Here is a 25369-nt window from a genome sequence, read left to right as displayed (position 1 = left end):
TGTTTCCTATATCGTGCGGCGGGCTGACTTCATGGGGGCGTAAGTGACATCCACGCCTTCCGCTGAGCGGGCTGCGGCATTGGCCGCCGAACATTCGACTTCGGCCGGCGCCCGCGTGAAGTGGTCATCCTGGGTAATCATTTTCGGAAGGTACTCCCTTGAGTCGTAATCTCACCGAACGACAGGTTGCCGTTCTCTCGAACGAATACAACCTCGCCGATGGGCATGCCTATCGAAAGTGGAACGCCGCGGAGCAGGCGGTGATCGACGCGCTGCCCACCAAGTTCCGGCAGGTCGACCGGCGCCAGCAGGACGCGATCGAGGCCGCGTACTTCCAGACGTTCTTCGCCCTCGCGGAGCAGACGCTCGACACCGCGCACTTCGCCCGGTTCCCGTGCTTCACCGCGTCCGCGGGCATCGAGATCATCGCCAACTACCTGCGGCTCAACAACCTGTCGGTGACGCTCATCGAGCCGTGCTTCGACAACCTCAAGGACATCCTCAAGCGTCACCAGATCCCGCTGAGCGTCTTCCCGGACCCACTGCTCGAGGCCGACCCGGATGTGCTCACGCGGTTCCTGGAGCAGACCGCGACCGACGTGCTGTTCCTCGTCAGCCCCAACAATCCGACGGGGACGATGGCGAACAAGGAGAACCTCGCGCGCATCATCGAATTCTGCGCCAAGCGCGGCACGACGCTGATCCTGGATTCCTGTTTCCGGTTCTACGTGCCCGACGAGGAGGTCTACGACCAGTACAAGATGCTGGCCGAGGCCGACATCGACTGCATTGTCATCGAGGACACCGGCAAGACCTGGCCGACCCTGGAAATCAAGGCGCCGTTCTTATCGGTTTCCGACCGGCTGGTCGACCCGATTTCCCGAATCAATTCCGACTTCCTGCTGCACGTGTCGCCGTTCGCCATCGGATTGATGACCGACTTCCTCGATTTGTCGATCAAGGACAATCGTGGTTATGTCCGAAATGTCGTCGCGCAGAACCGGGCCGTCCTCAATCCGGCGCTGGCGAACACGTTCCTGGTGCCGGTCGAAAAGCCGTACATGAGCGTCGCCTGGCTCAAGATCGAATCGGATATGCCCGCCATGACCCTGACCGAGATCCTGGGGCGGGAAAACGTGCATGTCCTGCCCGGAAACGAATTCTTCTGGACCGACGATTCGCTCGGCGACTCCTATGTCCGACTTGCCCTGATGCGCGAACCCGCCATGTTCGCCGAGGCCATGGCGAAGCTCGAAGCCGTCTGCGGGCAGCTCGTCACCCCGGTCGCGTAATGAACGACTCGGCGGCCCGGCGGTGGCTGCACTCGTGGAACCCGGAGGAGCCCGCGCGGTACGCGCGGGTGCGGGTCGAGGACGACGTCCGGGAAGCCCTGCAGAACGTGCGGGTCCACCGGCCGACGATCGAGCAGCGCAAGCGGTTGCTGGAGCTGAGTTCGCAGGTCGGCGTCGAGGTGTCCTTCCTGGGTTTCCCGGCCGCGTCCGAAGTGGAGCGGGAGCAGTGCGCCGCGCTCGTCGCGCACATCGGCGAGCGCGGGCTGCCCCTGACGCCGGTGCTGATGGCCCGGGCCGTGCCGTCGGACCTGCGGGCGCTGCTGGACATCCAGCAGCGGTCGTCGGTGCGGGTGGTCGCCGACCTCTACCTGAGCAGCAGCCCGATCCGGGCACAGGTGGAGGGGTGGTCCATTTCGGACATGCTCGACCGGCTCAAGGGCGTCGCCCGGCTCGCCGCCGCCGAGGATCTGGACTTCCGGATCGCCTTCGAGGACTCCACCCGCACCCCGCCCGGGGATCTCGCCACCTGTGTGGCCGCCGCCCTGGACGTGGGGGCGAAATGCCTCGTCCTCAACGACACCGCCGGTGACTGCGTGCCCGCGGGCGCGGCCCGGCACACCCGGTTCGTCGCCGACCTGATCGCCGAGTCCGGCGCCGAGGTCGAACTGGCCTGGCACGGGCACAACGACAAGGGGCTGGCCCTGGCCAACTCCCTCGCCGCGATCGACGCGGGCGCGGACCTGATCAGCGGCACGTTCACCGGGCTGGGCGAGCGCACCGGCAACCTCGCCTTGGAGCAGCTGATCGTGATCCTCGCCGAGGCGGGCCAGACCCGCTACGACGCGAGCTTGCTCGTGCCGATGTGCGACCTCACCGCCGCCTGCACCCAGGTGGCCGTCCCGACGCACCTCCCGGTCGTCGGGGCGGACGCCTTCAGCACCTCCACCGGCACGCACGCCACCGCGGTCCGCAAAGCCCGCGCCCTCGGCCCGGACTTCGAGGACCGGGTCTACTCGTCGGTCAGCGCCACCGCGCTGGGCAGGCGGCAGGAGCTGCTGCTGGGCCCCAACAGCGGCAGGCTCGCGGTGAGCGCCGTCCTGGCCGACTTCGGGCTGCCGGGCGCCGACAGCGACAGCGACATCGATGCCGTGCTGGCCTACTGCAAGACCCACAACCGCACCCTGCGGACCCGCGACGACGTCCGGCAGGCCATGCCCGACGCCGTGGCGCCCGCGGGAACCGGCTCGGTGGAACCCACCTCCACCCGCCCCAGCCACTAGAACGGAGACTGGCATGCGACTTCCCGCCCCACGAGGACCGATCAGCGGCGAGCTGTTCGACGGCCTGCTCGGCGCGCCCGGCCCGCTGTCCGCCCGCCTGACCGACCTCGTCGCCGCCCGGGCCGAGGACACCACGGACTCGCGCACCGACGAAGACGTGCAGATCAGCCTCATGGCCTGCTACGGCCTGCACTACGACGGATTCGACGACGTCGACGAGCGCTGGGAGTGGCAGGCGTCGCTGCTGGCCGTCCGCGCCGGTCTGGAAGCGGTGTTCGAGCGCGACTTCCTGGCCGACGTCGAGGTCCCCGCGCACGTCGGTGCCGCCGAGCTCCCGACGTATCTGATGGACATCTGCGCGCCAGGGCAGCCCGCTACCCTGCCCGCCTACATCCACAAGAAGTCCACCCTTGAGCAGTTCTCCGAGCTGGTCATCCACCGCTCGATCGACAACCTGCACGAGGGCGACGCGCACACGTGGGCGATCCCCCGGGTGAGCGGGCGGGCCAAGAGCGCGCTGATCGAGATCCAGGCCGACGAATACGGCCACGGCAGCCCCGGCCGCAGCCACGCCGAGCTCTACGGCTACCTGATGTCCGAATTGGACCTCGACCCGACCTATGGCGCCTACGTCGAGGAGATCCCGGCCGTGGCGCTGGCGATCCACAACCTCAAGTCGTTCTTCGGGCTGCACAAGCGCTGGCGCGGAGCGGTTCTGGGCAACCTCGCCGTCACCGAGATCGGCTCCTCGCTCACCAACCGCCGCTACAGCGAGGCGCTGGGCAGGCTCGGTGCCAGCGAGAAGGCGCGCTGGTTCTACAACGAGCACATCCTCGCCGACGCCGTGCACGAGCAGCTCGCCGCCTACGACATGTGCGGGTCCTTCGCCCGCGACTACCCGCAGGAGGCGGACCGCGTGATCATCGGCGCCCTGGCCACGCTGAACGTGCGCGGCCTGTTCGCCGACCGGGTCACGGTGGCGTGGGCGGAGAACGCGTCCTCCCTGCGTGTCCTCAGCACCGTCTAACACCTTGAAGGAGGACACCGTGTCGGACCAGAACATGCCCGTGGAGATCACCGTGTACGAGAACGGGCCGTTCATCGTGCGCGGCCCGTTCACCCTGCAGACGACCGATCAGCAGGAGATCGATCCCGGTCGCAAGACCATCGCGCTGTGCCGGTGCGGTCTCTCCGCGCTCAAGCCGTTCTGCGACGGCAACCACGCGCTGCGCGGCGCGGCCCGCAACAACACCTGAGCACCCGACACTCAGAAACGGACGGATCAGCCTGTGCGCCTTGTGACCTACCTGAAGACCGCCGACCTGGACGGCCCGTCCTCGGCCGGGGTTCTCCTCGGCGGGGACGTCGTCGACGTCGATGAGATCCTGGCCGCGATGGGGCGCACGGGCGGATTCCGCTCCGTGGAGGACGTGCTGGTGGCCGGGGCACTCGACGCGGTCGCCGAGGCGGTGGCCTGGTTCGGTGAGCAGGGCGACGCGACCGGCGTCGCGCGCCTGCCGCTCGACACGCTCCAGCTGCTCCCGCCGGTGCTGCGGCCCAGCAAGGTCATCGGGGTGGGGATGAACTACCGCAGCTTCATCGCCCAGCTCGGCGAGACCGCGCCGGAGCACCCGATCCTGTTCAACAAGACGTCTTCGGCGCTCAACGGCCACCGCCTGCCGGTCGTCATCCCGGACAACACCGATCAGGCGGTGCCGGAGGGGGAGCTGGCCGTCATCATCGGCAAGCGCGCCTGGCGCGTCCCCGTCGATGCCGCTGACACCCACATCGCCGGGTACGCCTGCGCCAACGACATCAGCGCGCGCAACCTTGAGTTCCAGACCTCGCAGTGGACCGCGGGCAAGATGCTGAAGACCTTCGGCCCGCTCGGCCCGGCCATGGTGACGCCGGAGGAGCTCGGCGACGTCAACGACCTTGAGGTCACCACTGTCCTCAATGGACAAATTATCCAGCGGGGAAACACCAGCTCGATGACCTTCGGCGTGCAAGAGCTGGTCAGCCGGATCTCGATGCTGGTCCAGCTCGAGGTCGGTGACGTCATCCTCACCGGCACGCCGTCGGACCTCGGGGAACTCGACCCGCCGGTGTTCCTCACCGCGGGCGACACCGTCCAGGTGCGGGTCGAGGGTGTCGGCGAACTGGAGAACCCGGTCGTCGCCCACCACCTGGCGGCACGCGAACACCCCGTGTCGTCCACTCTTCAAGCCGTTTAGGAGTCACGAAATGTCTCTGACCGACAACGCGGTGGAGATGAAGTCCGTCACCGTCGAGGACACCTCCGTGGTGATCACCTGGGGCGACGGGCAGCACAGCCGGTTCCACCACCTCTGGCTACGGGACAACTGCGCGTGCGCGACCTGCGGGCCGCACGACAGCGGCAGCAGGCTGCAGCGGCTGCTGGAGATCCCCGACGACGTGACCCCCACCTCTGTCGTCGTCGACGGACCGGTCCTGCGGGTCGAGTGGGCCGACGACGGCCACCAGTCCGACTACGACCCCACCTGGCTGCGCGAGCACGCCTACAGCCCCTGGTCGCTGGTCGAGGCCCGCAAGCCGCGCCGGACCGTGTGGGACGGCTCGCTGGCCGAGTGGCCCTCGGTGCGGTGGGACCGTGTCCTCACCGACGACGCCGAGCGGCACCGCCTGCACGCCGCCGTGTACGAACTCGGCTTCGTCGTCGTGCGCGGCCTCGGCACCGACCACGACGCCATCGAGACGCTCGCCGCGGAGGTGGGCTACATCCGGGAAACGCACTACGGCAGGCTTTTCGACCTGGTGACCCGGGCCAACCCGATGATCCTGGCCGACCTCGCGGGCCCGCTGCTGCCGCACACCGACGAGACCTACCGCCGGATCCCCACCGGGATCAACATCTTCCACTGCATCCAGCCCAGCGGTGACGGCGGCGGCGTGTCCCAGCTCGTCGACGCCTTCAAGGTGGCCGCGGTGATCCGGGAGAACGACCCGGCCGCGTTCGAGATCCTGACGACCGTCCCGGTCCGCCACGAGCGGCGCATCGATGGCCAGACCATCATCGCCGACGTGCCGCCGATCGCCCTCGACCACGACGGCGAGGTCATCGAGGTCCGGCTCAACGAGCGCACGATGACCGCCATCTGCGTCGACGAGGAGCGCATGCCCGCCACGTATGCGGCCGTGCGCAACGCTTTCCGCGTGGCCTACGACCCGGCGAACATGATCTCGTACCAGTTGGAGGCGGGTGAGGCGCTGCTGTTCGACAACCTGCGCGTGCTGCACGCCCGCACCGGGTACAGCGGCGACCGGTTCCTCCGGCAGACCCAGGTCATGCGCGACGAGTTCTTCGCGATGGGCGCCGCCCTGCGCGAGAAGGTCGACGCCCCCGCGTCCGTCCTGGACGAACGGTCCGCGTGACGCAGTCCACCAGCTCGCCCTGAGCGAGCCGCACAGCATGGAGGGCCCGTGAAAGAGGGCAAGACCAAGCAGATCCTCGACGGCCCGGGGCCGGGCACCGTGGTCCTGCGGGCCAAGGACGCGCTCACCGGCGGAGACGCCGCCCGGGTGGCGGAGACCGACTCCATCGGCGCGCTGAAGACCGGTCAGGCGGTCGCGGTCTTCGACCTGCTCGGGGCGGCGGGTGCGCCCACGGCGTTCATCCGCCGCATCGACGAGCGCTCCATGCTGTGCGCGGACCGCGACATGATCCCGGTCGAGATCGGGGCCCAACTCGACAAGCGGGCTTTCCGGGACGGGGCACCGGTTTCGCAGGTCGCGCGGGCCTGCGCCCTGGTCACGGAGCCGACGTCCCGGTTCGTCGCGGGCGGTGTCCGATGAGGACGGTCCGCAGGCGGTCCGACCTCACCCGGGCGCCGTCGACCCCGGGACAGCGCCGCGACTTCGCCGCCCACCAGGCCCGGCCGGACGCCTCGTTTCTGAACCTGTCCGCGGCGTTTCGCACCTCGGGTCCGCTCAGCCGACCGGCCCTTGAGCGCGCGGTGGCCCAGTTGGTCGAGCGGCACGAGGCACTGCGCACCCGGTTCGACGACTCGGGGCCGGTGCTGACCCAGGTCATCGAGCGACCGGGCTGGTCCGACGGGCCGCGGCTGGCAGTCGCGGCGGAGTCGGGCCAGGACTGGCTCACCGGCTTCACCGACCGCCGGTTCGACCTCGCCGCGGAGGCGCCGTTCCGGGCGGGTCTGCGCACCGGGGAAGACGGCCGCGACACCGTCGCGTTGGTGTTGCACCACATCGTCGCCGACCAGCTGAGCCTGGGTGTGCTGATCCGGGATCTCAGTGAGCTGCTGAGCGCTGAGCCGGACTTGCCGGAGTTGCCGGTGCAGTTCGCCGACTACGCGACGTGGTGGCACGACAGGCACGCCACGGGCGGGTTCGACCGCAATCTCGAGTACTGGCGCGCGGAACTCGACGGCGCCCCCGCCGACTCCCGGCTGCCGCTGCGCCCGACGACCTCCACCGCCGCCGCGCGGCACGCCGAGGAGGTCCCCGCCGCGCTGGCCGAAGGGCTCCAGTCCTTCGCCGCCGGCAGGAGCACCACGCCTTACGTGGTGCTGCTCGCGGCGTTCTCCGCGGCCCTGTTCGAGCTGACCGGCACCGACGACCAACTCTTCGGCTGCGGGTACGCGAACCGCCAGTCGACATCGCTGCGGCACTCGATCGGCCGGTTCTCCAGCAACATGGCCATCCGCGTGCGCGGTGGTGCGGGCGACTCCCAGGACCACCTGCGGTCGACGCACGCCGTGGCGATGCGCGCGTACACCAACGCGGTCGTGTCCCTGGACGCGGTCAACGAGGCGGGCGTGCTCGGGGATCAGCGCGGCGGCAGGCCGCTCACGGACGTGGCCTTCCAACTGGTCGACGGGGTCGGCACGCTGCTGCGGGTTCCCGGCCTGGCCGTCGAGCCGGTGCCGCGGGAACCGTCGTCGGTCAAGCAGCCATTGAACATCGCGGTCGAACGCGGCCCGGGCCCGCTCACCCTGCACGCCGTGTACTGCCCCGACGCGCTCGACCCGAGGTGGGTGCGCTCGCTCGCCGCCGCTTTCGTCGAGCGGCTCGACCGGCTGATGGCGGGGGCCTTGGTGGTCGCGCCATGAGTGTTCGGCTCGACGAGCTGGTGTGGGCCGCGGCCCGGCGCCACCCGGACGCGGTCGCGCTGGAGACCGCGGACGGCCAGGTGCTCACCTACCGGTCGCTGGTGGCGGAGGCCGAGAACCTCGGCCGCGTGATCGAGTCGGCGGGCGATACCCCAGCCCGCATCGGGCTCATCGGTGGGAAGTCCGCCCGGTCTTATGTCGCCTACCTGGCGGTCCTGCGGCTTGGGGCGACGGTCGTCCCGATCAACCCCGCGGCCCCGCTCGACCGGCTGCGGGCGATCACGGAGGCGGCCGGGCTCACCCTGGTCCTGGCCGATCAGGCCTCGGCCGGACTCGCGAGTGACACGCTGACGGTCGTCCGGATCCCCGACCTCGGTGCCGATCCCGCCGAACCCGTCCCGGCGAGGGAAAGTGGCGAGTCGACCGCCTACATCCTGTTCACCTCGGGCAGCACCGGCCGCCCGAAGGGCGTCCCGGTCTCGCACGCCAACGCGCTGAGCTTCGTCGAGCACAACATCGCCCGGTACGGCATCGGCGTCGGCGACCGGATGACGCAGACCTTCGATCTCTCCTTCGACGTGTCCGTCTACGACCTGTTCGTGGCCTGGGGGTCCGGCGCCACGCTGGTCGCACCCGGCCCGATGGACCTGCTGCACCCGGCCCGCTGGGTCGGCGAGCGCGCCATCACGCACTGGGCGTCGGTGCCCTCGGTGGTCTCCGCGGCCGCCCGGCTCGGGGAACTGCGGGCGGGGGCCATGCCCTCGGTTCGGCTGAGCCTGTTCATCGGCGAGCAGTTCACCCGGGAGCAGGCGCAGGCCTGGCAGCTCGCGACGCCCGCGGGCGCGGTGGAGAACTTCTATGGGCCGACCGAACTGACGGTCGCGGTGAGCGCGTACCGGCTCGACGCGGACATCGCCGCCTGGCCGGAGACTCCCAACAGGACGATTCCGATCGGCCGGGTCTACGACCACCTTGAGTCCATTGTGGTCGCCGACGGCCGGGACGCCGCCGAGGGCGAACTCTGTGTGCGCGGGCCGCAGCGGTTCGCGGGCTACCTGGACGCCCGGGACAACGCCGGGCGCTTCCTCACCGGCTCGGACCCGCGGGTGCCCGTCGAGGGGCACGCGCCCGCGCCGGACGACTGGTACCGCACCGGCGACCTCGTCCGCCGCGGCGCCGAGGGCGGGCTGCTGCATCTGGGCAGGCTCGACTCCCAGGTCAAGATCCGGGGCTTCCGCGTCGAACTGCCGGAGATCGAGGGTGCGCTGCGCCTACACCCCGAGGTCGCCGACGCCGCGGTCCTCGCGGTGCCCGGCCGGGTGGGCAGCCATGAGCTCGTCGCGTTCTACGTCGGTGGCGAGGCCGAGCCCCGCGACCTGCGCGCCACGCTGGCGCGAGTGCTCCCCAGTTACATGATCCCGCGGCGGATCCACCGCCTGGACGCTTTCCCACTCACCAGCAACGGCAAGGTGGACCGGCTCGCCATGGCCACCCTGATCCCGGAAGGGACCCCACGATGACCCTCCAGACCGCCGCTGACCAGCGGGTTCGACAGACGATCCGCGAGTGCTGGTCGGCGCTGTTCGATGTCCCGCAGGACGCGGTCACCGACTCGTCCAACTTCTTCGCCGACGGCGGCGACTCATTCCTCGCCGTCGAGCTGGTCACCGCCGTCGGTGACGCACTCGACTTCGACGTCGCCGTGGACTGGCTGTTCCTGGACGGCACCTTCGGCACGTTCGCCGAGGCCACGGCCGAAGCCGTCGCCGAGGACTGAGACTCCCCATCCCCACTCCCGGCAGGTTCCCGTCTTGATCACGAAGATCCAGTTCACCGCGTTGGCCGAACGGCCGTTCCGGCTGCTGTGGCTCGGCCGCACGGTCTCGGCGTTCGGCGACGCGATCATGCCGGTGACCCTGGTGTTCGCGATCCTGTCGGTGGGCGGCTCGGCGACCGACATCGGCATGGTCCTGGCCGTCACGACGGTCGTGCGGGTCGTCCTGCTCGTCTTCGGCGGCGCGCTCGCCGACCGGCTGCCCAGGCGGCTGATCCTCATCTGCTCCGACCTCGCGCTGGCCGCGGTGCAGGTGGTCGTGGGCATTCTCCTGCTCACCGGCCGCAGCGACGTGACCGTCCTGCTCATCGCGGCGGTCTGCTACGGCGCGGCGGCGGCCCTGTCGAAGCCCGCGATGACCGGGCTGGTCCCGCAGACCGTCAGCGCCGCCCGGCTGCAGCAGGCCAACGCGCTCATGGGCATGTCGCAGAGCGCCGCACGCATCGTCGGCCCCGCGTTCGCCGGGGTTCTGGCCACCGTGGCGGAGCCGGGAATCGCCTACCTGGTGGACGCGGGCACGTTCGTGCTGAGCGTCTCCACCCTGATCTTCCTCAAGCTGCCCAAGCACATCCACGCGGCGCGGAGCACCCTGTTCAAGGACATCCTTGAGGGCTGGCAGGAGATGGTGGCCCGCCCTTGGTACTGGGCGGGCCTGTGCTGCCACGCGGTGTGGAACGTCGGTCTGTCGGTGTTCCTTGTGCTTGGTCCGGTGATCGTCACCCAAGCCACCGGCACCGCGTCGTCGTGGGCGCTGGTCGCCACCGCGACCGCGGTCGGCGCCCTGCTGGGCGGTGTCCTGGCCGCGAGCTGGCGGCCCAAGCGCCCCTTGGTGGCCGGGCACCTCGCGTTGCTGCTGGCCGTGCTGCAGCTCTGCGCGCTCATCGGCCCATCGCCGCTGCCGGTCATCATGGCCGCGTCCGCCCTCACCGCCGCGGGCATGACCCTGCTCAACGAGGTGTGGATCACCGCGATCCAGCAGCTGGTGCCGGAGTCCGTCATCTCCCGCATCAGCTCCTACGACTGGCTGGTCTCCTTCATCGTGGCCCCACTGGGCTACGCGGCGGCGGGCCCGGTCTCGGAGTACGCGGGCATCCCCACCACCCTGGTCTGCACCGCCCTTCTCGTGGCGGGCGCGACGATCGGCGTGCTCATGGTCCCGGGGATCCGCGAGGTCCGACAGGCGACCGACGGCGGTCTCGTGAAGGTATGACCGTCCTTGACGGGCGCCGGAGAACATCTTGGCGGGCTTCGGAATCGTCCGGCCGAGGATTGACGGTGGACGTCACCGGGTAGTCGGTGAGGTGGAGCGGCGCAGGCGAAGCAGGCCGGTCAGGGTGAGCGATCGTTGCTCCCGGCGGCATGTCAGCCATTCGGACCGGACGAAGCGAGACTCGAAGGGGTGCCCGTGATCGCGGATGGCCTGATCGCCGGGAGATACCGGCTCCAGCGACGTGTGGGCATCGGCGGGATGGGTGAGGTGTGGCAGGCGCTCGATGAGCGCCTGGGTCGGGTGGTGGCGGTGAAGCCACTGGTGTTGGCGCCCGGGTTGTCCGACGAGCAGGCCACTCAGGCCCGGCAGCGGGCGACCCGGGAAGGCCGGATCGCCGCCCGGTTGCAGCACGCCGGCGCGGTCACCGTCTATGACGTCGCCGAGGATGCGGGCAGGCCGGTTCTGGTCATGGAGTACGTGCCCGGGCGCAGTCTCGCCGAGGTCATCGCCGAACGCGGCGCGCTGCCCGCGGCCGAGGTCGCGGGGATCGGCGTCCAGGTGGCCGAGGCGCTCGCCGCCGCCCACGCGGCGGGAATCGTGCACCGTGACGTCAAACCGGCCAACATCCTGATCACCGACGACGGCACCGCGAAGATCACCGACTTCGGCATCGCCCGCGCCGTGGGTGACGTGACTGTCACCGCGAACGGGATTCTGGTGGGCACACCGGCTTTCCTGGCCCCGGAGGTGGCGCGCGGCCATGAACCGGACCCGACGGGTGACGTGTTCTCGTTCGGCGCCACCCTGTACACCGCACTGGAAGGGCGGTCGCCCTTCGGGGACGGCGACAACGCCATCGCCGTGCTGCACGCGGTGGCCGCCGGGCAGTTCGCCCCAGGCGTGAACGGAGGCGCCCTCGGCGACGTCGTCGCGCAGATGATGCGGGTCGACCCGGCCGAGCGGCCCACGATGGTCCACGCGGCCGAGCAACTGCACGCTGTCGCCGCAGGCCACCGCCCGCCTGCTCCCACCCGAGTGGACCTCCGAGCGCTGCCCGCCGCGCCGATCGAGCCGCCAAGCCGTCGCGGGCCCGCGATCCTGATCGCGGTGATCGCGGTCGTCGGACTGGCACTGCTCACCCTGGTCGTCGCGAACCGCCCTGGTGGGCCCGATCAGGCGACCACGGTCCCGACCACCTCCTCGATCCCGACAACGGCCTCGGTGGTGGCCTCGGTGACCGCCGAAGACCTCCAGCGCGCCGTCACCGACTACTACGCGTTGTTGCCCGAGCAGGTCGACGAGGCCTGGTCCCGGCTCGGTCCGACGCTGCTTGCCGCGGGCAAGGAGCAGTACGAGAAGGTGTGGAAGGACGTCAAAGAACTCACCATCACCTCCGCGCCGCGCGCGACCGGCGCCGACACCGTCACGGTCGGACTCGAGTACACCCAGGAAAACGGCGACCGGATACGTGACGTGCGCCGACTCGTCCTGATCGCGCGCGACGGCGGGCTGCTGATCGACTCCGACACCGTGCAGACCTCCGAGCGGGTCAAGGGCAAAGAGGCCGGCCCGAAGAGCGAGAAGAAGAAGGAAGACAAGGAAGACGACGACAACGGCGGCTGACCTCAGCCTGGTCTAATCGTCTACTTGGGATAGTGCGGAACCTCGACATGGCCCGTGGCACCCTTTCTCCAGGACGGAGGGATCGAGGGGATTCGGGCGTGATCAGCCGACCGGGTCGGGCTACTTCGCGGCTTCGAGCACGTCCTTCATCGCCGGGATGCCGATGTCGCACGGCATGTACGACTTCTCCGGACCCCACAACGCCTCGACCACGACGATGGCCTGGGTCGTGCCCACATCGAAGGTGATCTGGCAGGTGGTTTTGGTGTCGTACTCGTTCTCGGTGGGCACGCCGTCGATCAGGCGGTAGTGCTCGTGGTCGGTCTTGATCGGCTGGCCACCGTCATCCTTGGCCATGACGATCAACCTGGTGTTCTTCTTCTCCCCGAAGACACATGCCGGGTAGTGGACCCATTTCTTGCGCGCCCCGTCGGAGGACTTCAGGTCTGCGATCGCCAGCGTGTCCTCGGTGACCAGCGAGCAGAGGTCCTTGCCGTCGAGGCCTTTGGCCGCGGCCGAGGCCTCGGCCGCGTTGGTCTCGCCTGAGGATGACAGCGGGTTGTCCGCGCTACCGCACCCAGCCAGCAGGAAAGCGGCGGAGACGACGGCGAGTGCCAGCGGTGCGACGTTCATGTCGCCAAACGTACAGACCCGAGGGTCGCTTGGTGTTGAGGACGACCCACCTGGTCGCGAACCAGGACCAGTGGATGCCGAATCGGCCTGGCTCAGGTCCATTTCCGGGCCCCTGGAATCGAGCGAACCACCTGAACAGACATCCCATCGACGAGACCCGGGAACCCGCGAACAACGCGAGAACCCCCGCCAAGGGTGCCGGGGGTCCTCCGTCGAACGTCAAATCCGGCAAATCCGGCAAATCCCTCAGACCGTCAGGCTCCAGCTCTGGATCGTGCCGGTGTCGAAGCGGTAGACGTCCTGCACGCGCAGCTTCCAGTCGCCGTTCTTCGTCTCCGACGACAGGTTGACCGTGTACGTGGCGCGCACGTCATCGGCGTGGTCCGCCGCGGAAGCCCCCTTCAGGCGGTACGCGCTGCCGTCCGGCGCCACCAGTTCGACGACCAGGTCGCCGCGGTACGAGTGGGCGATGGCCACCTCCACCTGGCCGGTGGACGATCCGCTGCCCGTGCGGCCGGACACCGTGATGGTGCTGACGACCGCGCTGCCCGCGTCCGGAATGGACACATCGGTGTCGTTGGTCTTCTTGGCGCAGCTCGGGTCAGGGCCGGGGCCACCGGTGATGCCCTTGGTGTAAAGCAGCTTGTTCGGCGAGTCGGTGCCCGCGTTGGTGACCTTGCCCGAGGTGGCCGAGTCGAGGATCGCCTTGTTCACCTCGGCCTGGTTGGCGGTCGGGTGGCTCTGCGGGTACAGCGCCACCGCGCCGGTGACCAGCGGGGCCGAGAACGACGTGCCCTGGTCGGAGAACCGTCGCGATGGAATCCGTTCCCGTCGCCGCGGCTCCGTAGGCGGCGGGAGCCGCGGCGACGGCGAGGATCGTGAGGGAAACAGTATTCGCGCGAAGCGCGCAGGAGACCTCCTTGCGGGTCAGAATGTCCTCTGTGGAGGTTGGTGGATCACCGGTGTGCGGGAAGGGCGGGCAGGCGGCCCGCTGACTGCCGCTCGGGCGTGGCGGCGCGGAGGGTGAGCCAGATGATGAGGACGAAAGCGGTGAGCGCGGTGAGGGTGCGAATGACGTTGAAGTTCTCCCACCGCTGCAGGATCTCGGCGTAGTCGACGGGTGGCGCGGTCACCGCCCACACCTTGATCTGCCCGTTGATCGGCACATTGCCGAATCGCGTCACGAGGAACGAGACGACAGCCAGTGCTCCGGCCGCGCCCGCTATCAGTCGGGGTGCCGCCCGGGTCAGGGCGGCCAGGGTGAGCGAGCTGAGCGCGGCGAGGCCCATGGTGGTCTGCATGACCGGGCCGTTCATCCGCATCAGGGCGGAATGGAAGGTCAGGCGCACATCAAGCGGGACGACTTCGAAGGTGGTCGCCACGTTGACCGCGCCGTACCCGAAGGCGCCTGCGAGCAGGCCGGTGGACAGCAGGGCGAGGGCGGTGATCAGGCGGATCGGCATGTGAGTGACTCCACTGAGGTAGGGACTGGGACGTGGCCGGGGCCTTTCTTGGCCACGAACCACCGCGCTCGGTCACCGCCGAGGGGCGGATGCGCCGGGCACACATGCTCACGCGCACGGTCCCCGCTGACGCCGCCCAGGCGAAGTAGGCACCCGGAATGGTCGAGAGCAGCTACATCGTCAGCGGGATAACCCGTGGGCACCGCGCGGGCTTCGTCACCGAGGAGATCGAACGCATCGCCGGTGTCACCGCCGTGGCGGTCGATGGCGAGACCGGCACGGTCACGGTGACCAGCGACAGGGACCTCGATGTCGCGGAAGTCCGTGGTGCGGTCGACGAAGCGGGCTACGACCTCACCGCCGCGGTCGGTCAAGTGCGAGGCATCGCGACCTGAGGGTCAAGCCGACGCGGTGGGCAGGCCTGCCGTCACCCAGTCCTCAATGCCCTCCGGGTACTTGCGGACGTTGGTGTAGCCGAGGGCGGTGAGTCGCTCAGCGACCTGTCCACTGTTGGGGCACGCGAAGTTGGAGCAGTAGGTGACGATCGCGGCATCGCGGTCGGGCAGCACGGTGGGCGCCTGTGTGTCGACGTCGGCCAGGACCAAGGCGACGGCCCCGGGCAGGTGCTGCTTGGCGTAGTACTCGCCACCGAGCGCGTCGACCAGCGTCACGGTGCCCGCGCCGATCGCGGCCTTCAGTTCGTCACGGGTGATGGATGTGGTCATGTCGCTACCTCCAGCTAATCGGACTACAGTCCGGATGTGCCTCACGAGATTAACGGACCGCAGTCCGGTTCAGCAACCCCGTTGGAACTGCTGCGCACGCCACCGCCCAAGGAACGCACGGACGCCGCCCGCAACCGGGCCGCCATCCTGGACGCGGCCGCCCTGCTCTTCGCCGAGCACGGCGTCGACGCGGTGTCGATGGACCAGGTGGCGGCGGCCGCGGGCGTCGGCAAAGGCACCCTGTTCCGCCGCTTCGGCGACAAGGCCGGACTGGCTGCCGCGTTGCTGGACGCGCGCGAGCGGGTGCTCCAGGAAGCGATCCTGCGCGGACCGGCGCCGCTGGGCCCCGGGGCCGCGCCCGCCGATCGCCTCGCCGCGTTCGCCGACGCCTACCTCGACTACCTGCTCACGCATCTGCCCCTGGTGCGGATGTCGGAGACCGCGGCACCCGGTGCCAGGTACCGGATCGGCGCGTACCAGTTCTGGCACCGGCACGTGACGATCCTGCTCGCCGACACCGCCGACCCCGAGCACACCGCCCACGCCCTGCTCGCTTCCCTCGCGGCCGAACACATCGCCGCGCTCCTCCCCGAACTCGGCGAACAACGCATCCGCACGGGCATCGCCCGCCTCTGGCGGCAGGCCCATCTCCTGACGCCGTGAGCGGCTATCACAGTGCCGACCACGCGGCGAGCGTCGATGACCGCAATGACAGGTTCTTTCCCCGATATCCCGTCGCGTCCTCGAATCCCTTGACGGAAAACCTCGCTGGATATTCGGTCAGGGAAGCGCGGCCCGGAAGGCGAGGCCGGTTCCGGTGACGTGCGGCGGGCCACCCACGGAGGGAACGAACAGCGCTTCGCCGCGGCGGAGGGGCTGGTGGGTGGAGCCGCGTTCGACGGTCAGTTCGCCGCCCAAGCACAGGAGTGCGCCTGGGCCGGGTGCGGTGATCTCGACGGTGCCGCCGAGCAGTTCGGCGAGCACGGTTCGCGAACCCCAGTCGTAGGCCCGGATCGGGTTGACCAGCCGCAGCAGTTCGCTCATGTTCACCTCCGGATGACAGGTCGCGCGTCCCGGAGCTGCCCGGGACGCGCGACGGCGGCTCACTTGGCCAGCGGGGACAGCTTCGGGTCGGTGGCGTACGCCTGCGCGGCGTTGGCCTTGGTGACGATGACCGGCGGCAGCAGGAACGACGGCACGACCTTGACGCCGTTGTCGTAGGGCTTGGTGTCGTTGACCTCCGGCGTGTCGATTGCCGTCACGGTGCCCCTTGGGTGGCGGTTTCGGGGCAACGCGGTCCTACCCGGCAGAAGGAGGTCCGTGGGGGCAGTCCGCCTCACGAGTTGTCGAGATCAGCGGTCGGGGCAGGGCTGTCATGACGGCCTCAGCTCGTCGCTTGCTTGACGAGCGCGCCGATCCGCTTCTCGTCGGCCGGGGTCAGCTTCGTGAGCGCGAAGGAGGTCGGCCACATCGCGCCGTCGTCGAGCGTCGCCTGGTCGCTGAAGCCGAGTGTCGCGTACCTCGCCTTGAACTTCTCCGCGCTCTGGAAGAAGCAGACGACCTTGCCGTCCTTGGCGTACGCGGGCATCCCGTACCAGAGTTTCGGCGCAAGGGAAGGCGCGCTGGATCGGATGATGGCGTGGATCCGCTCGGCCATGGAACGGTCCGGTTCCGACATCTCGGCGATCTTCGCGAGCACGTCCGGCTCCAGGTCGGCCTTGGCGCCGCGCCGAGCGGCCTTCTTCAGTTCCTGGCCGTGCTCTTTCATCGCGGCGAGTTCCTCGTCGCTGAACCCGACGCTCTTGGTGGACTTCTTCGTGGCACTCACGGTGGGTTTCCTCTTCTACTCAGCAGTCCTGGACCTTGAATCGGCCGGTGATGACCACGGCATAAGCCTCCCCCCAATCCCGCCCGCCCACATCCTCGGCGACCACGAAGAACACCACTGGGGGAGAACCGGGTCAGTGGGATGCGGTCCAGGGGAAGCCGTCGGGGTCGGTGAAGGTGGCCGGGCTGGTGCCCAGGGTGAGGCGATGGGACCCCGTGCCGTCGGGAGAGACGCCGGCGTCCTTGGCGAGGGCGCGGCGGCCGTAGAGAGCCAGCTTGACGGGGCTCGACGGGGTGGCGAACTCGACGTACTTGCGGCCGAAGCTCTTCGCCACGGCGAGGCCGTGGTCGACGTAGAACCGCTTGCTCGCGGCCACATCCGCGACGCCCAGCAGGAGCACGATCTCGTCGACCTTCCGGGTGTCCGGGCCGGTGTCCTTCTTCGCGGAGGTCGCGACCTTCCAGATCGTCCCGTCCGGTGCTCGCACGACGCCGCCGTAGCCCCAGAACGACTTGGCGACCGGCTTGAGCGACGTGGCGCCCGCGTCGATGGCGGCGCCGACAAGGCTCTTGACGGTGGAAGGCTGGGACACGGTGAGCGACAGGGTGAACCCGCGGAAGCCGGTCGTCGGCGCCGCCGAGGCCCGCAGTCGCACCTGCGTGTCCAAACCGAACGCGGCGGTGTAGAAGTCGTTGGCGGCCTTGGGGTCGGCCACTTCGAGTGTCACAGAGTCGATGGAAGTCATGCCGGCAACGCTAGGCGCGGCCCACGGGTCCGCGCTTCTCGATTCCTGACCGGTCCGCCGCAAGTCGAGGCGCGCGGTGGCGCTGTGACGGATCACAGCGCCACCGCGCGGACATCAGATGATGAAGCAGAGCGGGTTGGTGATGTGCTTCGAGCAGCGGACCTGGCGGGTGGTGCTGCCGGCCTGGCCGCGGCTGTCGGTGACGGTCAGGTTCACCTGGTAGACCTTGGTGATGTTGGGGTAGCTGTGCGTGGTCGTCTTTCCGGTTCCGGTGGTGCCGTCACCGAAAGCCCACGCGAAGCCGCCGACGGCGCCCTCCTCGTCGGTCGACGCGCCGCCGTCGAAGGAGCAGACGTCGCGCTGGCAGCGGACGGTGAACGCGGCCGTGGGCGGCAGGTCGCCCGCCTTGACCATGCGGCGGGTGGTGTTCGTCTTGCCCGCGTTGTCGGTCACGGTCAGCCGGACGCTGTAGTAGGCCGCCTTGCCATACGTGTGGCTGGCGGTCTTGCCGGTCCCGGTGCTGCCGTCGCCGAAGTCCCAGGCGTAGCCGGTGATCGTGCCGTCGGTGTCGGTCGAGCCCGCCGCGTCGAACGAGCAGGTGGTGTTCGACGTGGAGCAGGCGCCGGCGAAGGCCGCGGTGGGGCGGCCGGGGTCCGCTGCGCCCGCCGGGTAGTCCTGAGTGGACCGAACGTCGAGCAGCGGCTCCTTGACGTTGTCGCCGGAGTCGTCGGTCCAGTCGGTGTTCGCGGTGTCGATCAGCCGCTGCCGCACGGCGAGAACGCCGTCACGGCCGGTGGCGCGGTTGCCGTTCGCGGTCAGCAGCCCCGCGGCGCCCGCCACGTGCGGCGCGGCCATGGAGGTGCCGCTCAACACCTTGTATCCGCCGTTGAGGTGCGTCGAGTTGATGCACGTGCCGGGCGCGGCGATCTCCACCGTGGAACCGAAGTTGCTGAAGTCAGCGAGGGTGTCGTCCTGGTCGGCGCGGCAGGTCGAGCCCGCCCCGCCGCCTGGCTTGCCGTTGAAGTCGGCCAGCGCGGACACCGTGACGACGTCCGAGTGGTTGGCGGGGAAGAACGTCTTGGCGTCCTTGTGGTTGTTGCCCGCGGCCACGACGAACACCACGCCCTTGGCGACCGCGTTGGTGATGGCCTGGCCGAGCGCGGCGTCGGTGCAGTTGTCGCAGCCGAGGCTCATGTTGGCCACCTCGATCTCGGCGGCGTTGGCGGCGACCCAGTCGACCCCGGCGGTGACCCCGGACAGGCTGCCGCTTCCGCTGGAGCCCAACACTTTGGCCGACCAGATGCGGGCTCCGGGGGCGACGCCGACGACTCCGGCGCCGTCGTCGCGGGCGCCGATCGTGCCCGCCACGTGGGTGCCGTGGCCATGGTCGTCGGCACCCGAGTTGTTGGTGCAGGTGGTGCTGTTGACGCAGTTCGCCCTGGCCACGACGTTCAGGTCGGGGTGCTGGGCGACCCCGGTGTCGATCACCGCGACGTCGACGTCGACGCTGTAGTCGTTGCTGCCGTTGATTTTCAGGTTCGGGTTGGCGGTGGCGTACGCGCGGTCGATGCCGGTGGGAACGGTGTCGGTGGTGTGCATGACCCGGTCCGGCTCGACCGAGGCGACCAACGGGTCGCGGCGCAGCGCGTCGGCGCCGCCTGCGGTCAAGGTGGCCGAGAATCCGCGCAGCGCGTGCTGGTAGATGTGGCCGACGTGGCCGCCATGCCGGTTGACGTGCCCGGTGGCGAACGCGGCCGGGTCCTGGGCGCCGTGTAGGACGACGACGTACCCGGACTGGGCCGGTGCCGCCGCGGAGACGCCGGTGAGGGCGGCTGATGTCAGCGCCAGCACCCCGACTCCGGTGAGCAGCGCTGTGGTGATTGTGCGCACGGTTGGTCCTCTCGCAGGTTTTCGCAGGGCCGCAACGAGTTGCGGTGCGGCAACTGTCCGAGGAGATGACCGCGGGGAACAACGCCGGAAATCGTGCGTAGGGATACGCATTCGATCAGCCCGATCAGCCCGATCAGCCCGATCAGCCCGATCAGCCCGATCAGCCCGATCAGCCCGATCAGCCCGATCAGCCCGATCAGCCCGATCAGCCCGATCAGCCCGATCAGCCCGATCAGCCCGATCAGCCCGATCAGCCCGATCAGCCCGATCAGCCCGATCAGCCCGATCAGCCCGATCAGCCCGATCAGCCCGATCAGCCCGATCAGCCCGATCAGCCCGATCAGCCCGATCAGCCCGATCAGCCCGATCAGCCCGATCAGCCCGATCAGCCCGATCAGCCCGATCAGCCCGATCAGCCCGATCAGCCCGATCAGCCCGATCAGCCATAGTCCTCCGGCCGCAGTTCGTCGCGGTCGGTGGCGCCGAGCTTGTGCAGGACGCGGGCGGCGTGCCGTTCGACCGTGCGCGGCGACAGGAACAGCACCTCGGCGATCTGCCGGTTCGTGCGGCCGAGCGCGAGCAGGCGTGCCACCTGGCGTTCCCTCGGCGACAGCTCCGTGCCGTACCCCCGGCGGCCGGGGCGCGCGCCGGTCGTGCCGCCGTGCTCGCGCACGAGGTGGTCGCAGCGCGCCAGGTCCCACGTCGCGCCAAGCGCGGTGAACAGCCTGCTCGCCTCCGCGAGCTGCCCGGACGACGGCGGCAGACACCGCGCGGCGGCCTCCAGGGCGCGAGCCTGCTCGTAGGGCCGGGGGAGTGCGGCGAGCAGCGTCGCGGCCTCGCCGTACAGCGCTGCCGCGTCGTCGGACCGTTCCCGCGCCGCGGCGATCGCCGCCCGCCCGAACGGAACCATCGCGTGCGCGAACGGGCAGTCGCGCCCGGCGACGTCCGCGGCGAACTCGTCGAGCAGCCGCCCGGCGCGCGGCAGGTCACCGGCGTGCAGTAGGGCCTCCACCCCGGCGTCGACGAGTTCGGTCGCCCACGCCCAGACGCCCTTGAGCCGCAGGATCTCCACGGCCGCGGCGAGTTCGCCGACGGCCTCCTCGGTCCGGCCGCGGACGAGCGCCAGCCGGACTCGCGTCGCGGCGGCGCAGATCACCACCGGCCCGTACCATCCGTTCATCGAGCGAAGCCCGTGTGCCCCAAGGTATTCCTCGGCTTCGTCCCACTCACCCCGGGCCAATGCGAGCTGCGCCAGCACGAGCGAGGCGTCGACGGCGACGAACGTGGTGTGGGTGGCCGACTCCAGGTAGGCCCGGGCGCGTTCGGCCAAGCCGTCCCACCGGCCGGTGACGTGGTCGAGCCGCAGCTGGTTCGATGTGGCCATCTGCCACGGATACGACGGCCCGCTGCGGCCCGCCAGGTCCGCCGCCCGGGTGAGGAAGTCCGCGGCCGCCGCGTGGTGCCCCAGGGCGATCGCGGCGTCGGAGAAGTTGGCGCAGCCGCGCAGCAGCTCGCGCCGCTCGCCGGTCGTCGCGCCGTCCTCAGGGAGGTCGGCGATGGCGTCCCAGGCCCGCGGGTCGCCGATCTGCGCCAGTGAGCTCGCGCGGTTGACCGCGGTCGCGAGGAGCAGCACCGGATCGCCGCGGTCGGGCACGGTGCGCTCGACCTCGGCCAGCCATCGCAGATGTTCGTCCAGGTGGCAATTTCCCCAGTACGGGACGGCCAGGGCCGACATCGCGCGGGCCGCCAGCGCCGGACGGCGGGCGAGCTCGGCGACGGCCACCCGCAGCTGGGCCCGGCCGGTGTCGCCGTCACCGGCCTGATTTCCCAGCAGCAACCCCAGATCCAGGCGAAGCTCGCCGCGCAGCCCCGCTGGGAGCCGCCCGTCGGCGAGGATTCCGCGCAGCAGCGCGACGGTCTCGTCGTACGCGAGACCGCTCAACGCCAGCCGCCCCAGCCGGACCGCGAGGGCGCCCCGCGCGGCGCGGGGCAGGTCCGGCTCGGCCAGCAGCTCCCGCAACAGCTCCACCGCCTCGGCGATGTTCGTGTTCTGGGCCGCGGGCTCGGCGTAGCGGGCGGCGGTGACCAGATCGCCCGCCAGCCTGCTGTGGAACACCAGCTCGGGCAATACGTCCTCGTCGCGCCGCCGCAACGCCGCGACGTAGGCCGCGTGCCCGCGACGGCGTTCGACCGGGTGCAGCCCTTGCTCCACGGCGATTCCGGTCACCGGCGGGTGAAAGGTGAACGCGCGTCCGTCCGTGGACACCATGACACCGGCGTCCACGGCGGCGGCCAATGCCGACTCCACTTCCGGCGACCCGAGCCCGCACACCTCGCTGAGCAACGGCACCGACACCGGACCCCGCGACAGCGCGGCCGCGTCGACGACCCGCCGTGCACCCTCGGGCAACCGGGCCAGCCGCTCGTCGACCAGCTCGGCGATCGGCCTGGGAATCCCTTTGCGTGCCAACACCTCCCGTGGTCTACCGTCCGCAAAGGACAGAAGGCTCACCAGCGCGGGCACGCCGCCGGTCAGCTCATGCACCTCGTCGGCGTGTGACCCGCCGACGAGCGCCGCCACCTCGGCCGCGGTCAGCGGCCCGACCTCGACGTGGTGCACGCCGGTCGACGCGGCCGAGGTGAGCCGGGTGCCCAGCGGCGGCTCGGCGCCGGGCGTCCAGGTCAGCAGCAGCGCCGCGTGCTCCGGCGGCCGGGTCACCAGGTACCGCAACACCTGGCGGGACCGGTGGTCGGCGCACTCCACGTCCTCGACGAGCACCAGCCGCGCGTCGAGCAGGTCACGCAGCGCCGTGCACACCTGGTGCAGCTCGTCCGCCGCGACGGCGGCCAAGGCAGGCCCCGGGTCACCGCTGCCCAGGCCGCTGACCAACTCCCGCACGAGAACGTACGGGCCGTCCGGCAAGCCGCGGCACCCGACGGCGACCCGGTCCCGGTCGATCGCGTCGAGCACCCGCCCGACCAGCCAGGTCTTGCCCATCCCGGCTTCCCCGGTGATCACCGCGACGGCGGGAGGATCGGTCAGGGCCGCGACGACCTCGGCTACCAGTGAATCGTTTCCGGCCACCCCGAATCCCTCCCCGAACACAACGCCTAGGCCGACATAGTGCTCACAAGTGCGCTCGATAGCCATGATCCGCGCAAAGAGCAGCATCTGGGTCAGTGGCCGTGGCTGCCGCGACGCCGAAACGCCGCCGAACACGGCACAGGTCGCCGCGGATGCGTGTCGGGATTGGGGTGATCATTCCGAAGTGGTGCACGAGGCCGTAGTCCGGCCCGAGCGGAGAGTTCGAAGCTCGCCGACGGACGAACAGGTTCACCCGAACGTTCGCATCTCGGTCACTTAAGACTGGCGGTGGCCGTGCCTGGCCAGGCTCAGTCGAGGTGTCCGGCGGGACGCTCACGCCGAGCATGCCCATTCAGACCGCCAGAGCCACCGCCCCCAAGGATTGAATACCGCATGCGTCGAATCCCGCGGCGTCACCAGTTGGATGAGGTGGACGCCTCATGGTCGACACCGTGAGTGAAGTTCAGGTCGGGTTCAGGCCGGTGAGCAGGCAGAGGGTGGCGTAGCCGTCGTCGGTGCCGGGCCAGTGCCTGCGCACGGCCTCGACGCCTGCGCGACGGACGACGGAGCGCAAGGTCGCCGTGACGATTATGGCGTCGTCGGCGTAGCCGAGCACGGGGATGAAGTCGGGCACCAGGTCGATCGGCATGGCCAGGTAGGCCAGCAGCAGGATCAGTCGGACACGTACCCCTCGCGGGAGATCGCGGTCAGCGGCCAGCAGGCGCAGCAGGCGCAGGACGTCGGGCAGCAGCCGCAACGCCTCCCGGAGCAGGCCGCCGCGCGGCCGGATGGCCACCAGGACCAGCACCAACACCAGCCAGGCGACCAGCAACGCGGCACCGATCCCCAGTGTCAGGTCGAGCCAGCCGTTCACGCGCCCTCCAAGGGTCTCGCGTGAATATAGTCCCGGCATTTACGTACATACATGTATGTAGGATGAGGGTGGAGCTACCGAAGGGGGATGTGCGATGCCAGTCCAGTTGGTCAAGCAGGTACGTCGCGTCGAGCCGACCGACCCGGTGGGGGGCGGACATGACTACGCCGACGCGTTCGAAGTCGAGTTGCCCGGCCCCGATCCCCACCCGCCGGAGGCCTGGGTGCGAGCCGGGCTGGAGGCCACGGGGGGCGTGGTCAAGCGGATCGTGGGCCTGCTGGGAAGCCGTGACACGCCCGTGGAGTCCGCGGCGCAGGTGGGGCCGTTCCGGGTCGTCGAGTCCGGCCCGGACGTGATCCACCTCGAGACGACGCTGCCGCTGATGCGTGTCGTCATGGTGGGGCGCGGCATCGAGCCCGCGCGCCGGGTGCTCACGACTTTTCTGTACTTCCGGCGGCCGGTGCTCGCGCGGCTCGTCTGGGTGTTCGTCGGCTTGGGGCATCGGCGAACCGCGCCGAAGGTCATCACCGCCAAAACCGACTGATCGGAACCAGGATGCGGACCAGTCACGCCGACCGCAGCGCCCGCACGCGGACCGCGCTGCTGGAGTCCGCCGCGCAGGGGCTTTCCCGGTACGGCTACGGCAATCTCGTGCTCGAACAGGTGGCCAAGGACGCCGGGTTAACCCGGGGCGCGCTCTACCACCAGTTCAAAGACAAGCAGGACCTGGTCCTGGCCGTGTGGGAGTGGGTCCTCAACACCTGGCAAGCGGAGGTTGGGGAGTTCGTCGACCAGGAGCCGGAGCCCGTCGCGGCGCTGCTGACCCTCGCGCGTCGCCACGCCATCTTCTGCAGGCGGGACGTGGCGCGCATGGCCGTCGCGCTGCGGCTGGAATTCTCCGGCCAGGACCACCCGGTCGGGCACGTGGTCGAGCAGAGCTACGCCCTCATCGTCGACAGCTGCGGCCGGCTCATCGAAGCCGGGCGGGACAACGGAACGATCCCGCCCGGCCCACCCGTCGACGCCCTCGCGCCGGCTTTCGTGGGCGCGCTGGAGGGGACCGTGATCGCGCTCGCCGGTCGGGCGCCGCATGACGAGCTGCTCGCGGCACGCGCCGCCGCCGGTGTGCTCGGCCTGAGCCAACACAAGGAGCCATCAAAGTGAAACTCCCGAAGACCGCACACACCTCGCAGCCCTGGCGCGTCCATGAGATCACCCGCGACTTCGACCTGGAGGACGTGTGGGCGCTGCCGACACCGGGCGGCCCCGACGACTTCCCGCGGCTCGTGCGCCAGTTCGTCGCGGGCGACACGTCGGACAATCCGTCCCGCTCCGCCCGCGTGCTCTTCGCCATCCGGTGGAAGCTGGGCAAGCTCTTCGGCTGGGACGACCCGGAGTCCGGCCTCGGCTCCCGCGTGGAGACGCTGCGCGACCGGTTACCCGCCGATCTCCGCGACGCACCGCCGGGACCCGCTTTTGAGGACGTCCCCTTCACGACCGTGTACCTGACGGACACCGAATGGGTGGCGGAGATCGCCAACAAGACCGTGCACGGGGTGTTGCACCTCGGCTGGGTCCAAGGCGAGGACGGCGGGTATCGCGGCCAGATGGCTGTGCTGGTCAAGCCGAACGGCCTGCTCGGCAAGGCGTACATGGTCGGGATCGCGCCGCTGCGCCACCTGATCGTGTACCCGGCGATGATCCGGGGCATCGGACAGAAGTGGCGGGCGGGCACGCCCTAAAGGTCGCCCCGCTCGGCGTACCTGTCATAGAGTG

The 25369-nt window shown here is 69.9% G+C and carries 28 protein-coding genes; 17 read left to right on the top strand and 11 right to left on the bottom strand.

The genetic code is table 11. The features are described from left to right. The first annotated feature begins 158 nt into the window (after nt 1–158). The 12 genes from ACUZ2Y_RS13700 (at nt 159) to ACUZ2Y_RS13645 (ending at nt 12350) form a co-directional block, all read left to right on the top strand. Entirely contained in the window at nt 159–1292 is a 1134-nt protein-coding gene (locus ACUZ2Y_RS13700) for a pyridoxal phosphate-dependent aminotransferase (RefSeq protein ID WP_476330799.1), read from the top strand. After that, nucleotides 1292–2572: a hypothetical protein gene (locus ACUZ2Y_RS13695; RefSeq protein WP_476330797.1), complete on the top strand. Its 1281-nt coding sequence runs from the start codon at nt 1292–1294 to the stop codon at nt 2570–2572. The genes ACUZ2Y_RS13700 and ACUZ2Y_RS13695 overlap by 1 nt, the downstream gene beginning before the upstream one ends. 13 nt (nt 2573–2585) lie before the next feature. Then, complete coding sequence (locus ACUZ2Y_RS13690; protein WP_476330794.1) at nt 2586–3599, top strand: iron-containing redox enzyme family protein; 1014 nt, start codon at nt 2586–2588, stop codon at nt 3597–3599. Nucleotides 3600–3618: 19 nt separating this feature from the next. Beyond that, a complete protein-coding gene (locus ACUZ2Y_RS13685) occupies nt 3619–3828 on the top strand; it encodes a CDGSH iron-sulfur domain-containing protein (RefSeq protein ID WP_476330791.1) in 210 nt (69 codons plus the stop codon). 33 nt (nt 3829–3861) lie between these two features. Then, nucleotides 3862–4806 carry a fumarylacetoacetate hydrolase family protein gene (locus ACUZ2Y_RS13680; protein ID WP_476330788.1) on the top strand — a complete coding sequence of 315 codons (945 nt, stop codon included), beginning with the start codon at nt 3862–3864 and terminating at the stop codon, nt 4804–4806. 10 nt (nt 4807–4816) lie between these two features. Next, entirely contained in the window at nt 4817–5986 is a 1170-nt protein-coding gene (locus tag ACUZ2Y_RS13675; protein ID WP_476330785.1) for a TauD/TfdA family dioxygenase, read from the top strand. Nucleotides 5987–6034: 48 nt separating this feature from the next. Continuing rightward, nucleotides 6035–6406: a phosphoribosylaminoimidazolesuccinocarboxamide synthase gene (locus ACUZ2Y_RS13670; protein WP_476330782.1), complete on the top strand. Its 372-nt coding sequence runs from the start codon at nt 6035–6037 to the stop codon at nt 6404–6406. Beyond that, nucleotides 6403–7683: a condensation domain-containing protein gene (locus tag ACUZ2Y_RS13665; RefSeq protein ID WP_476330779.1), complete on the top strand. Its 1281-nt coding sequence runs from the start codon at nt 6403–6405 to the stop codon at nt 7681–7683. Before ACUZ2Y_RS13670 ends, ACUZ2Y_RS13665 begins: the two co-directional genes overlap by 4 nt. Then, the gene (locus ACUZ2Y_RS13660) at nt 7680–9203 is read left to right on the top strand and encodes an amino acid adenylation domain-containing protein (protein WP_476330776.1); all 1524 of its coding nucleotides are present in this window, start codon (nt 7680–7682) and stop codon (nt 9201–9203) included. Before ACUZ2Y_RS13665 ends, ACUZ2Y_RS13660 begins: the two co-directional genes overlap by 4 nt. Continuing rightward, on the top strand, nt 9200–9460 hold the full coding sequence (locus ACUZ2Y_RS13655) for an acyl carrier protein (protein WP_476330774.1): 261 nt from the start codon (nt 9200–9202) through the stop codon (nt 9458–9460). Before ACUZ2Y_RS13660 ends, ACUZ2Y_RS13655 begins: the two co-directional genes overlap by 4 nt. A gap of 34 nt (nt 9461–9494) precedes the next feature. Further along, entirely contained in the window at nt 9495–10727 is a 1233-nt protein-coding gene (locus ACUZ2Y_RS13650) for an MFS transporter (protein ID WP_476330771.1), read from the top strand. Nucleotides 10728–10922: 195 nt separating this feature from the next. Then, nucleotides 10923–12350 carry a serine/threonine-protein kinase gene (locus ACUZ2Y_RS13645; RefSeq protein ID WP_476330768.1) on the top strand — a complete coding sequence of 476 codons (1428 nt, stop codon included), beginning with the start codon at nt 10923–10925 and terminating at the stop codon, nt 12348–12350. Nucleotides 12351–12470: 120 nt separating this feature from the next. Here the strand turns inward: ACUZ2Y_RS13645 and ACUZ2Y_RS13640 are convergent, their stop codons facing one another. The 3 genes from ACUZ2Y_RS13640 to ACUZ2Y_RS13630 all read right to left on the bottom strand — a co-directional run bounded on the left by ACUZ2Y_RS13640 (nt 12471) and on the right by ACUZ2Y_RS13630 (nt 14446). Then, nucleotides 12471–12983, bottom strand: a complete 513-nt coding sequence (locus ACUZ2Y_RS13640) for a DUF3558 family protein (RefSeq protein WP_476330765.1) — start codon at nt 12981–12983, stop codon at nt 12471–12473. A gap of 246 nt (nt 12984–13229) precedes the next feature. Beyond that, the gene (locus tag ACUZ2Y_RS13635; protein WP_476331782.1) at nt 13230–13805 is read right to left on the bottom strand and encodes a proprotein convertase P-domain-containing protein; all 576 of its coding nucleotides are present in this window, start codon (nt 13803–13805) and stop codon (nt 13230–13232) included. Between the two features lie 134 nt (nt 13806–13939). Continuing rightward, the gene (locus ACUZ2Y_RS13630) at nt 13940–14446 is read right to left on the bottom strand and encodes an anthrone oxygenase family protein (RefSeq protein WP_476330763.1); all 507 of its coding nucleotides are present in this window, start codon (nt 14444–14446) and stop codon (nt 13940–13942) included. Nucleotides 14447–14604: 158 nt separating this feature from the next. On the opposite strand from ACUZ2Y_RS13630, the gene ACUZ2Y_RS13625 reads away from it, so the two are divergent. After that, nucleotides 14605–14841: a heavy-metal-associated domain-containing protein gene (locus ACUZ2Y_RS13625; RefSeq protein WP_476330760.1), complete on the top strand. Its 237-nt coding sequence runs from the start codon at nt 14605–14607 to the stop codon at nt 14839–14841. Nucleotides 14842–14844: 3 nt separating this feature from the next. Here the strand turns inward: ACUZ2Y_RS13625 and ACUZ2Y_RS13620 are convergent, their stop codons facing one another. Further along, on the bottom strand, nt 14845–15171 hold the full coding sequence (locus ACUZ2Y_RS13620; protein WP_476330757.1) for a rhodanese-like domain-containing protein: 327 nt from the start codon (nt 15169–15171) through the stop codon (nt 14845–14847). 81 nt (nt 15172–15252) lie between these two features. Here ACUZ2Y_RS13620 and ACUZ2Y_RS13615 point away from each other — a divergent pair, with 81 nt between their 5' ends. Beyond that, nucleotides 15253–15834 carry a TetR/AcrR family transcriptional regulator gene (locus ACUZ2Y_RS13615; protein WP_476331779.1) on the top strand — a complete coding sequence of 194 codons (582 nt, stop codon included), beginning with the start codon at nt 15253–15255 and terminating at the stop codon, nt 15832–15834. 117 nt (nt 15835–15951) lie between these two features. Here ACUZ2Y_RS13615 and ACUZ2Y_RS13610 read toward each other — a convergent pair whose 3' ends face one another. The 7 genes from ACUZ2Y_RS13610 to ACUZ2Y_RS13580 all read right to left on the bottom strand — a co-directional run bounded on the left by ACUZ2Y_RS13610 (nt 15952) and on the right by ACUZ2Y_RS13580 (nt 23593). Beyond that, nucleotides 15952–16215 (bottom strand): hypothetical protein, encoded by a 264-nt coding sequence (locus ACUZ2Y_RS13610; RefSeq protein ID WP_476330754.1) that lies wholly within the window; start codon nt 16213–16215, stop codon nt 15952–15954. A 59-nt stretch (nt 16216–16274) separates the two neighbouring features. Next, on the bottom strand, nt 16275–16433 hold the full coding sequence (locus tag ACUZ2Y_RS13605) for a hypothetical protein (protein WP_476330751.1): 159 nt from the start codon (nt 16431–16433) through the stop codon (nt 16275–16277). Between the two features lie 122 nt (nt 16434–16555). Beyond that, the gene (locus ACUZ2Y_RS13600) at nt 16556–16939 is read right to left on the bottom strand and encodes an iron chaperone (protein WP_476331776.1); all 384 of its coding nucleotides are present in this window, start codon (nt 16937–16939) and stop codon (nt 16556–16558) included. Between the two features lie 193 nt (nt 16940–17132). Then, nucleotides 17133–17744 (bottom strand): glyoxalase, encoded by a 612-nt coding sequence (locus ACUZ2Y_RS13595; protein WP_476330749.1) that lies wholly within the window; start codon nt 17742–17744, stop codon nt 17133–17135. 114 nt (nt 17745–17858) lie between these two features. Continuing rightward, nucleotides 17859–19634, bottom strand: a complete 1776-nt coding sequence (locus ACUZ2Y_RS13590; RefSeq protein ID WP_476330746.1) for a S8 family serine peptidase — start codon at nt 19632–19634, stop codon at nt 17859–17861. A gap of 439 nt (nt 19635–20073) precedes the next feature. Further along, nucleotides 20074–22719, bottom strand: coding sequence for a LuxR C-terminal-related transcriptional regulator (locus ACUZ2Y_RS13585; protein ID WP_476330743.1), 2646 nt, complete (start codon nt 22717–22719; stop codon nt 20074–20076). 463 nt (nt 22720–23182) lie between these two features. Then, on the bottom strand, nt 23183–23593 hold the full coding sequence (locus ACUZ2Y_RS13580) for a YkvA family protein (protein ID WP_476330740.1): 411 nt from the start codon (nt 23591–23593) through the stop codon (nt 23183–23185). Nucleotides 23594–23687: 94 nt separating this feature from the next. Between ACUZ2Y_RS13580 and ACUZ2Y_RS13575 the strand changes: the two genes are divergently transcribed. The 3 genes from ACUZ2Y_RS13575 to ACUZ2Y_RS13565 are packed head-to-tail and all read left to right on the top strand — an operon-like array spanning nt 23688 to nt 25335. After that, entirely contained in the window at nt 23688–24137 is a 450-nt protein-coding gene (locus ACUZ2Y_RS13575) for a hypothetical protein (protein ID WP_476330737.1), read from the top strand. Nucleotides 24138–24148: 11 nt separating this feature from the next. After that, nucleotides 24149–24757, top strand: coding sequence for a TetR/AcrR family transcriptional regulator (locus tag ACUZ2Y_RS13570; RefSeq protein WP_476330734.1), 609 nt, complete (start codon nt 24149–24151; stop codon nt 24755–24757). Then, entirely contained in the window at nt 24754–25335 is a 582-nt protein-coding gene (locus tag ACUZ2Y_RS13565; RefSeq protein ID WP_476330732.1) for a DUF2867 domain-containing protein, read from the top strand. The genes ACUZ2Y_RS13570 and ACUZ2Y_RS13565 overlap by 4 nt, the downstream gene beginning before the upstream one ends. Nucleotides 25336–25369: the final 34 nt, after the last annotated feature.

The organism is Actinokineospora sp. UV203, assembly GCF_056323665.1.
This window is presented reverse-complemented; position numbering and strand designations above follow the sequence as displayed.